Consider the following 9,705-nt stretch of genomic DNA (forward strand, 5'->3'; position numbering starts at 1 on the left):
AAGAGCACTTTGCTCCGTTCACGGCTCCGGGCCTTTTTCGTTTATTATTCGGTTTGTTCGGCCAGCGCCTGGGCTTCCTCGTAGGTGTACAACTGGTTAAGCACCTGACACAGCGCCTTTTTGGAAAGGCGGGGCGGCAGGCCCAGTCTTCGCAGAAAAGCAAATCGCTGCTCCTGACTGCCCGCGGTGCCGGAAAGCCCCCACTGGTACAGGTCAGTATAAGTGATGGCCCGGCCGCTGCGGGCAGCGGTTTCATTGGCGCCTGCATCCAGCAGAGCCTTTTTCAGCGCCTCGGGAGGCAGGCCCTCCACACCCAGCAGGCCCTCTTTCCCGGGGACCGCCTTGCGGGATTCCTTGCCCGGAATTGCGGGCACGTAAGCCTGCTGGACATACTCCTGCCCGATCAGATTGGACAAAAAGTTCCGGATGCGAAATCCCGCCGCGTCCGGGTCGGTGAGCAGGATCACACCTCGCTGGCGGCCCAGCTCCTTGAGCAGGGCCTGGGTCTGCTTGTCTTTGTAGATGGCAAAGCCGTCGGTGGTGAGAATCAGACCGTCCACCACCGCGCTGAGCGCGGCTGCATCGTACCGGCCTTCCACCACAATCACCTGCTGGATACGCAGCTTTTCGTTCATCGGCTCACCCCCGCAACTGCCAGACGGCAAAGTGTGGTTTGCAGCAAAACGGCGCTGTCCACCGGCGAGCCTTTCAGCCCCTGATCCAGCTCCAGCAGAATCTCCAGGCACTGCTCCAGCTGGGGTAAGGTATACCGGGCGGCGGTTTCAGCGGACTTTTTCAGCCGGTAATCGCTGCCCTTGTAGCCCAAATCCTTGTGCACCTGGCTGTAACTCTTTTTGACCGCAAGTCCCGCCTTGACCCGGTACAGGTCCACATAGCTGCCGATCATGGCCGCAGTGATGGCAATGGGGTCGTTCTGCAACCGCAGCAGCGTGTTCAGCTTTTCGCAGGCTTTGGCGGCGTTTTTGCCGGTGATCAGACGGACCATATCGAAGACATCCGCCTCCAGGTTCTGGGTGCTCATCTCCACAATCAGACCCGGGGTGATCTCGGTATAGCCGCTGGCGGCGGCCAGTTTATCCACCTCGTTTTCCAGCAGGAACAGGTCCTGCCCGCAGCGTTCCAGCAAAAGGCCTGCCGCGCTTTCGCTCATGGCGGTGTCCATGCCTTGCGCCCGCTGCCGCAGCATGAGGCGCAGCTCCTGCACACCGGGATGAGCCACCTCAGCGGCATACCCCAGCGATTCACAGGTCTCGATCAGCTTTTTCGCCTGCTTGGGCAGCTTCAGCTTGCCCCGCTCCTCACTGAATACGCTGTGGATGACAAACACCGCGTTCTCGGTGCTGGCCAGCACGTCGCAGAACTCGGCCATATCCTTTTCGGAGTAAGCCGAAGGCTGCAGCATGGGCAGCTCCACGATACGGCGGGTACCGAAAAACGAGATGGTACCCGCTGCCATAACCAGCTCTTCCACTGTGGGAGCGGGACCGTCCAGCCGGGTGCTCTCCCCATCTTCCTGCAGCAGAGCAGCCGCCATTTTTTCCGCGGCTGCCCGCGCCAGGAACGGGTCGGAAGAATAGTAATAGAAAACCGGCACGCCCTTTTTCAGCGCGGCCTGCTGTTTTTGCTCAGTATGCAGCATTGGTTACCCCCTCGAATTTGATCGCCCTGCCAGGGCGGATGTACACGGTGCCGCCCAAAGGTGCATAGCGCCAGTGAACTCCCGGTTTGCCGGAATGCCAGTCGTAGGCTTTGGCGGTAAGCACCTGCACTGGCTCCACCAGCCCCGGGTCGGAGGAGCCTGCCAGCAGCAGGTCCGTTTGCAACGGCGTACCCGCTTCCAGCTGGCCGGTGATCATCGCCACCCGATAGCCCTCGATCTCCATAAGAGCCAAATTGGCTCCACGCTGGTTGACCAGGGAAAGCCTTATTCCGTAAAAATCCTCGCTCCATTGTTCATCCTCCGGCAGTTCCTCCACTAAAAGGAGTCTGCCGGAAGTTTTTCCTCCGCCCGGGTCCTGTCGCAGGTCCACCCATAGCTCGGCCCCATCCATGCCCTGTGCCTTCAGCAGAGCCTGCACCTGCTGGCGGTTGCTCTCTCCGCCTCGGAACAGCACCATGGCGTGCTGCCGGACCGTTACCACTGCACAGGGATTGGAAGAACTGCCCACAAGCCGGATCATGACCACATCTCGCCCCAGCCGATTGAAAAGCCCGAAGGACAGCGCCAGCCCCACGCACAAAACCGGAAGCGCCCAGCGCAGGCGGCGCTTTTTCCAGGCATACCAAAGGGCTGCCCCGCAGACGAGCACGGCGAAAACAGTGAATCCCTTAGGCAGTGCCAGCTGTGCCGCCGGAAGAGAGGAAGTATAGAACACAATGGCGTTTTGCAGCTTCACCAGAAGAGCAGCCAGCAGCATCACGGCTCTGGTAAGGTGATACAGGGCCGGTATAAGACTGGTCACCGCACAGACTAAACCCAAACAAACAATGGGCCCCACCAGCGGCATCACCAACAGGTTGGTCAGCACCGAGACCCCGCTGACCGAAAGGCCGTGCACCAGCTGAAGCGGCAGCGTGAATACTGCTGCCAGAAGCGGGACCAACAACACAGTGAACCAGCGCCTTGTCCGGCAGCGCCAGGGGTGCTCCTCCTGCTCACTCAGGCGCATGGGCGGGAAGATTCGGGCGGCGCAGAGTACGCCGAGTGTGGCGGCAAAGGAAAGCTGTAACCCCAAATCGCACACTGCATAGCAGTTTTGCAGCGAGAGCAGCACAGCCGCAACTCCCAGTGAGGTGAAGGAGTCAGCCGGTTGCAGAAACAGTGCGCCGGCATAGAAAATCAGCGCGCCTACCCCAGCCCGTGTCACCGATGGAGTGAAGCCGACCAGAGCCATCATACCCACCACCAGAACCATGGCGGCCAGTGCTTTTTGACGCCGGAACCGGCCGCCACAGGGGCGGTTACCCAAAAACGCACTGCACAAAAGCGTCAGATGAAGACCGGACACCACCAGCAGATGGGAGACGCCAGCTGCTCGGTAAGCGTCGGTAATTTCGTTGGTCAGGCGACTTTTGTCCCCTACTGCCATGGCGGCAAGCACACTGCCCAATTCCGGCGCAAGATAACGGCGGCAATTGCGGGCAAGATTTTCCTGCAGCTGCCGCATGAAAAAACGGGGGGCCCGGCTTTGTCCTTCCAGCGTTACATCCTCTGCGGTCACCGCCTGCAAAAGTACGCCGTCCGCCAGATTGCCGTAGTAGTATTCGTCCTTTTCCAGAAGCTCCACGGAAAAGGTACCGCGAAGCAGGTCTGCCCGTTCACATTCCGGCATAGCCACCGCCGAAATGCGAAACCGTTTCCAGACTGGAAGCGGCTTACCGTTCAGCTCCAATACGGTGAATTCGCCGCGCACCGTACCGTCCTGAAAGCCGGAGTCCACCTGTTCGGCTAGCACAACTGCCTCCACCTTTTCACCTGCAAGCGCAAAGGCAGGCGCTACCACTGTGCTGTATACCAGACTGTGAAACAGAATGGCAGCCAGACCCACCAAAGGAAACAGAAAACTATAGTTACGCTTTCCCAGCGCCAATGCACACCAAAACACACATACAAAAACTGCCGCGAGCAGCCCAAGGGCCACAGGCGGCAGATACACAGCGATGAGTTTGGCGGCAAACCAAACAAAACAGCAAGCTGCCAGTACCCGTCTCATTCGTGTGCGGAGATCAGTGGGTGAACAGCGGCAGTTTTTCCAGGAAAATGATATCGGTGCGGTCGGCGGCATCGCCTTCTGCCAGCGCAGCCACACGGCCCACGACGGTACCGGTGCTCTTTTCCACCAGGGTCTCCAGCGCATGCAGAGAGCCGCCGGTGCTGATCACGTCGTCCACAATCAGAATCCGCTTGCCGTTCATGGCTTCCAGATCCTTGTGGTCGATCACCAGCTTCTGGCGGGCGCTGGTGGTGATGGACTGATCCTCCACAACCACCGGATTCTTCATGTAAAGCTTTTCGCCTTTACGAGCAGGAATGTACAGCTTTCCGCTCTGGCGGCTCATCTCGTAGGCCAGAGGAATGCCCTTTGCCTCAGCGGTAACGATCACATCGAACTCCGGACACTTTTCCAGCAGCGCTTTGGCACAGGCAACGGTCAGCTCCACATCGCTGAACATGATGAACGCAGCGATGGAAAGATGCTCGTTGATGGCACAGATGGGCAGTTCCCGGGTCAGGCCCGCCACATGCAGGGTATAGGTCTCGCTCATAATCAGATATCTCCTTTTTCTCGGTCACACAGTATAAAACTGCCGTACATCAGCCCGGAGGCCAGGCGAGGCTGCGCTTTGCCAGCACATGAAAGTGCAAATGCTTTACACTCTGGCCGCCGTCCTCGCCCACGTTGGTCACCACACGGTAGCCGTTGTCACAGCCCAATTCCTTGCACAGGCGGGCAATGGTGGCAAACACATGAGCCAGCAGCTCGCCGTCCTGCTCGGTGAGCGCGGCAGCAGAGTCCACATGCTGCTTGGGAATCACCAGAAAGTGAACCGGCGCCTGGGGATCAATGTCGTAGAACGCAAGGATCTTGTCATCCTCGAACAGCTTATTCGAGGGGATCTGGCCCTGGGCGATTTTGCAGAACAAGCAATCCATTAAAACATCTCCTTTCCAGAATCCAACAATGCGTCAAAACAGGCTGCGAACACCGGGATGTTTCTCCCGGTGTTCGCAGTGAAAAACAAATGGGATCAGCCTTCCAAGATGCCCTTCACAATATCGGCCACAGCGTTCAGCGCCTCGTCGATCTTGTTCTCATCCTTCAGGCCAGCCATGGCAAAGTCGGGCTTGCCGCCGCCGTTGCCGCCGGCGATGGCAGCGATCTGCTTGACCAGAACGCCAGCCTTCAGGCCCGCATCCAGTGCACCTTTGCCGCAGGCAACGGCCAGGGTGATCTTGCCGTCGGTGGAGCCCACCAGGGCAGCTACGGTGTTGGGAGCCTTGTCGCGCACCTTTTCTGCCATGCTGCGCAGCGCCTCGGGGGCGGTGCCGGAGAAGTAGGCGGTCAGGATCTTGATGCCGTTCACGTCCTCGGCGCCCTCAAACAGGCCGTCGATCTTGCTGGCGGCGGCGGCAGCCTTGGCAGCATCCAGCTCCTTGCTCAGAGCCTTCACCTCGCCGGCCACAGCCACAGCGCGCAGGGGCAGATCCTTCATGTTGTTGACCTTCAGCGCATCGGCAACCTTGTGCAGCATCTCGGTGCGCTCGTCCAGCAGATTCAGCACGCCATAGCCGGTGGTGCCTTCGATACGGCGGATGCCGGCGGCCACGCTGGACTCGCTGAGAATCTTGAAGCAGCCCAGCTGAGCGGTGTTCTTCACATGAGTACCGCCGCAGAACTCGGTGGACCAGCCGTTCACGTCCACAACGCGGACCACATCGCCGTACTTCTCACCGAACAGAGCCATGGCGCCCATCTTCTTAGCCTCTGCAATGGGCAGGTTCTGGATGTTCACATCCAGGGCCTCGAAGATCTTCTGGTTCACGATGTGCTCCACCAGAGCCAGCTCTTCGGGAGTCACAGCGCTGAAATGAGTGAAGTCGAAGCGCACGCGCTCGTCGTCCTCGTAGGAACCGGCCTGGTGCACGTGGCTGCCCAGCACCTCGCGCAGAGCCTTCTGCAGCAGGTGGGCGCTGGTATGGTTGCGGGCGATGGACATCCGGCGGCCCTTGGACACGGCGGCGGTCACGCTGTCACCCACCTTCACGGTGCCTTCCAGCAGGGTGCAGGTGTGTACGAAGTAGCCCTTGCCGGTCTTCTTCACGTCCTTCACTTCCAGACGGGCGCCGTCGGCGGTCACGATGGAACCGGTGTCGGCCACCTGTCCGCCGCTCTCCGCGTAGAAGGGAGTCTGGTCCAGAACCACCAGAACACCTTCCTTGGCGCCCTCGTCGGTGGAAATGGCGTCCTCCAGCTCTTCACCGTCGGACAGAGCCATCACCTGGCCCTTGTCCTCCAGCTTCTCGTAGCCGGTAAATACAGTGGCGGGAACGGTCAGCTCGCTGAACAGATCGGAATCCCAACCGGAGATACCGCGGGACAGACGGTCCTTGCGGGCCTTCTCCTTCTGCTTCTTCATCTCGGAGTGGAAGTTCTCCTCGTCCACGATGATGCCAGCCTCGGCGGCGATCTCGCGGGTCAGATCCAGGGGGAAGCCGAAGGTATCGTTCAGCTTGAAGGCGTCGATACCGGAGAGAATCTTCTCCTTGCCGGCCACGGCAGCCTTGGTGATGTTGTCGATCAGGCCGTTCAGGATGGTCATGCCCTGGTCAATGGTCTTGTAGAAGCGCTCTTCCTCGGTGCCGATGACCTTCTTGATGTAGTCGGCATGTTCTTCCAGCTCAGGATAGCCGGCCTTGTTCTCGTGGATTACGGTGTCCACCAGCTCGGTCAGGAAGGGGCGGGTGATGCCCAGCATCCGGCCGTGACGGGCGGCGCGGCGCAGCAGGCGGCGCAGCACGTAGCCGCGGCCCTCGTTGGAGGGCATGATGCCGTCGCTCACCATGAAGGTGGTGGAGCGGATGTGGTCGGTGATCACGCGGATGGAGATGTCGGTCTTGGTATCCTCGCCGTAGGTCTTGCCGCTGATCTTCTCCACATGGTTCAGGATGGCGCGGACGGTGTCAACCTCGAACAGGTTGCCCACACCCTGCATTACGCAGGCCAGACGCTCCAGACCCATACCGGTATCGATGTTGGGGCGCTCCAGGCGGGTGTAGTTGCCCTTACCGTCGGAGTCGAACTGGCTGAACACCAGGTTCCAGACCTCCATGTAGCGGTCGCAGTCACAGCCAACCTTGCAGCCGGGCTTGCCGCAGCCATGCTCGGGGCCGCGGTCAAAGTAGATCTCGCTGCAGGGGCCGCAGGGACCGGAGCCATGCTCCCAGAAGTTGTCTTCCTTGCCGAAACGGACCATGTGATCCTCAGCGATGCCGATGTCCTTGGTCCAGATGTCCCAAGCTTCGTCGTCATCCTCGTAAACCGAGATGTACAGCAGCTCGGCAGGGATCTCCAGAACCTTGGTCAGGAACTCCCAGGCCCAGGCAGTGGCTTCCTTCTTGAAGTAATCCTGGAAACTGAAGTTGCCCAGCATCTCGAAGTAGGTGCCGTGACGTGCGGTGATGCCCACGCGCTCGATATCCGGGGTGCGGATGCACTTCTGGCAGGTGGTCACCCGATGGCAGGGCGGCTCCTCCTGGCCCAGGAACCATTTCTTCATGGGGGCCATGCCGCTGTTGATCAGCAGCAGGCTGTTGTCGTTTTTCGGTACCAGGGGGAAGCTGTCCAGCCGCAGGTGGCCCTTGCTCTCGAAAAACGAAAGATACTTTTCACGCAGTTCATTCAAACCGGTCCATTGCATCGTTCTTAACTCCTCTACATGTGTTGTGTACAAAACGCCTGATCCGATAATCGCCGGGCCGCCCCAGAAAAAAAGAATAGCCCTCGCCCCCAAACAGGGACGAAGGCTACAAAAATCTCCGTGGTACCACCCAGATTGCGGCTTCGATGCTCCGAAACCGCCGCTTTTTGCGCGTTAACGCCGCGTTACGTCCGGCTCATCACCGGAGGCTCAAGGGTGGCATGCGGCGGGGGAATAAGCAGAAACCTTGCACCGGAACGGTTCCCTCTCTGGAGCTGTCTGCCCGCCATTGGCCCTATCACAGCCATTATCATGATCAATTACTTTAACAGTATAGCGCGCACCGCCCTGCTTGTCAACTGCTGGCCGCGGATTTTGCCTGTTCTTCCTCCAGCTTTTCCTGCTGTTCAAGGATCTTTGCCCGAGTCTCCTCATTTTGCAGCCAGAACAGTCCGTCGCATACCTGCGCAAAAATGGCAGCTGAGCTTGTTTCCGGCTCCGGTTTGCCATCCTGCAGCACCACAATGGTGTAGATCGGGTCCTCGGCCGGGTAAAAGCCTGCAAACCAATAGTTCATCTCTTCCCTGCCCTCCTCGTCAAACACGGCGGTCTGGGCAGTGCCGGTCTTACCCGCAGCCGTGCCGTTTTGGGGGGCAGCCTGCGCGCCGATGCCCTCGTTTACGACTCCGGCCAGCATATCGCACAGGGTATCTGCCGTAGATGCACTCACCACCTGGCGGGTGTCCGGCTGATAGAGCTGCCGGACCACCTCGCCGCTGGTCTCGTCGATCACTGCTTCCAGAAAGCTGGGACTACGGTAGACACCACCGGCAGCAAGGGTATTGTATGCGGCGGCCAGCTGGACCGGCGCGGCCATCAGCTGGCCCTGGCCGAAGCTGAAGTTTGCCAGCTGGCCCAGATCTTCCAGAGTCTCTTCTTCAGGCACCACGCCCTCGGCACTTTTCAGCCCGCCCGCCAGATAGACCGTCTGTCCGAAGCCGAACTGCCGGGCCAGTTCCGCCACACGGCTGCCGCCCAGCTGCATTGCCAGGTCGATGAAAAAGCAGTTGCAGCTTTTTTCCAGCGCGCCGCGAATGTTCATCAGGCCATGAGCGCGGTTCAGCGCGCAATGATAGTCGTGGTCGCTGATGGTGATCACGCCCTCACATTCCATGCTGTACCAGCCGATGCCCCGCTCCAAGGCTGCGGCGGCCAAAACCGGCTTGAACACGGAACCAACATTATATTGGCAGAGCACCCGGTTCAAAAAGGGGGAGTCTTCGTTTTTCAGGCTGGCTTGAATGTTGTTTGGGTCAAATTCCGGCATACTCACGCTGGCGCGGACTTTTGCGGTGGACACATCCAGAACCAGAATGCAGCCGGTGTCCATGGTCTTTTGGGCAATGGCCTCACACACCCGCTGGGCAGCGGTATCCAGGGTGAGCATCACGCCCTGACCTTCCTCCTGACCTTCCAGCAGCTGGGGTTCACTGCCTGCAATCAAAGAACCCTGCGCTGTGGTCACACACTGGACCTCACGGGCAGTCCGGCCGCTGGTGAGCAGCTCGTCAAACGCCTGTTCCAGTCCCGCCACTCCGCTGCCGTCCCCGTTCAGATAGCCGATCAGATGCTCCGCCAGCGGCAACGGACAATACCGGTTGGGCACAGAATAGGTATAGATTCCCTGATCGGTCAGATCACGGTCCACCTGGATCAGAAAGGGAGCCAGCGCGTTTCGCTTTTCGTAAAGATAGGCCTGCTCGCTGTAAGGTACGTATTGGAACAGCTCCGCATAGCTGCTTTCCCCCGGGATGGACAGCGCATAATACTGCTGCCCATATCCGGTCAGAGCCGTTCCATTGCAGTCGTACAAATTGCCCCGGCTGTTTTCCAGGGTAAGTGTGGTCACTGTTTGCGCCTGCGCTGTTTGGGCGTACTCCCGATTTTGCGCCAGCAGATAGAGCCTGCCCATCACCACCGAAAAAGCCAAAAGCACCGCACCGAACAGCGCGGCCAGACGTTTCTGCGTCATGCTCTCCACCTCCCTTTTCAGTCTGGGCGGACAGGAAGGGATTCATTCCGTTCATTTCAGGAAGAAAACGCTGTACGCAAAAAGACCTGCATGCAAACCGCATGCAGGTCTTCCCTTAACTAGAAAACCACAAGCTATGCTTGTGGACGAGAAGAGCACGAGCGTTGAAACGGTAAAAAAAGAACCTCCTTTTGCTACAATAGAAGCGGGTAACGCCAACCGCACTAAAGCAA

The 9,705-nt window shown here is 59.2% G+C and carries 7 protein-coding genes; all 7 read right to left on the reverse strand.

Features of this window, described 5'->3' with window-relative positions; genetic code table 11:
* Positions 1–44: 44 nt before the first annotated feature.
* The gene (locus B5G03_RS09785) at positions 45–635 is read right to left on the reverse strand and encodes a ribonuclease M5 (RefSeq protein ID WP_087181517.1); all 591 of its coding nucleotides are present in this window, start codon (positions 633–635) and stop codon (positions 45–47) included.
* The gene (gene holA, locus B5G03_RS09790) at positions 632–1,660 is read right to left on the reverse strand and encodes a DNA polymerase III subunit delta (RefSeq protein WP_087181518.1); all 1,029 of its coding nucleotides are present in this window, start codon (positions 1,658–1,660) and stop codon (positions 632–634) included. Before holA ends, B5G03_RS09785 begins: the two co-directional genes overlap by 4 nt.
* Complete coding sequence (locus tag B5G03_RS09795) at positions 1,647–3,476, reverse strand: ComEC/Rec2 family competence protein (protein ID WP_162613381.1); 1,830 nt, start codon at positions 3,474–3,476, stop codon at positions 1,647–1,649. Before B5G03_RS09795 ends, holA begins: the two co-directional genes overlap by 14 nt.
* A 271-nt stretch (positions 3,477–3,747) precedes the next feature.
* Positions 3,748–4,287, reverse strand: coding sequence for a phosphoribosyltransferase family protein (locus B5G03_RS09800; RefSeq protein WP_087181520.1), 540 nt, complete (start codon positions 4,285–4,287; stop codon positions 3,748–3,750).
* 49 nt (positions 4,288–4,336) lie between these two features.
* Positions 4,337–4,675, reverse strand: a complete 339-nt coding sequence (locus B5G03_RS09805) for a histidine triad nucleotide-binding protein (RefSeq protein WP_087181521.1) — start codon at positions 4,673–4,675, stop codon at positions 4,337–4,339.
* A gap of 95 nt (positions 4,676–4,770) precedes the next feature.
* The gene (gene alaS, locus B5G03_RS09810) at positions 4,771–7,440 is read right to left on the reverse strand and encodes an alanine--tRNA ligase (RefSeq protein WP_087181522.1); all 2,670 of its coding nucleotides are present in this window, start codon (positions 7,438–7,440) and stop codon (positions 4,771–4,773) included.
* A gap of 355 nt (positions 7,441–7,795) precedes the next feature.
* Positions 7,796–9,472 carry a peptidoglycan D,D-transpeptidase FtsI family protein gene (locus B5G03_RS09815; RefSeq protein ID WP_087181523.1) on the reverse strand — a complete coding sequence of 559 codons (1,677 nt, stop codon included), beginning with the start codon at positions 9,470–9,472 and terminating at the stop codon, positions 7,796–7,798.
* Positions 9,473–9,705: the final 233 nt, after the last annotated feature.

It is taken from the genome of Gemmiger sp. An50, assembly GCF_002161595.1.
GTDB lineage: Bacteria > Bacillota > Clostridia > Oscillospirales > Ruminococcaceae > Allofournierella.

Bases quoted from the DNA above. Each gene is read 5' to 3' on its own strand.
- B5G03_RS09785 (WP_087181517.1), bottom strand. From the start codon at position 635: ATGAACGAAAAGCTGCGTATCCAGCAGGTGATTGTGGTGGAAGGCCGG.
- holA (WP_087181518.1), bottom strand. From the start codon at position 1,660: ATGCTGCATACTGAGCAAAAACAGCAGGCCGCGCTGAAAAAGGGCGTG.
- B5G03_RS09800 (WP_087181520.1), bottom strand. From the start codon at position 4,287: ATGAGCGAGACCTATACCCTGCATGTGGCGGGCCTGACCCGGGAACTG.
- B5G03_RS09805 (WP_087181521.1), bottom strand. From the start codon at position 4,675: ATGGATTGCTTGTTCTGCAAAATCGCCCAGGGCCAGATCCCCTCGAAT.
- alaS (WP_087181522.1), bottom strand. From the start codon at position 7,440: ATGCAATGGACCGGTTTGAATGAACTGCGTGAAAAGTATCTTTCGTTT.
- B5G03_RS09815 (WP_087181523.1), bottom strand. From the start codon at position 9,472: ATGACGCAGAAACGTCTGGCCGCGCTGTTCGGTGCGGTGCTTTTGGCT.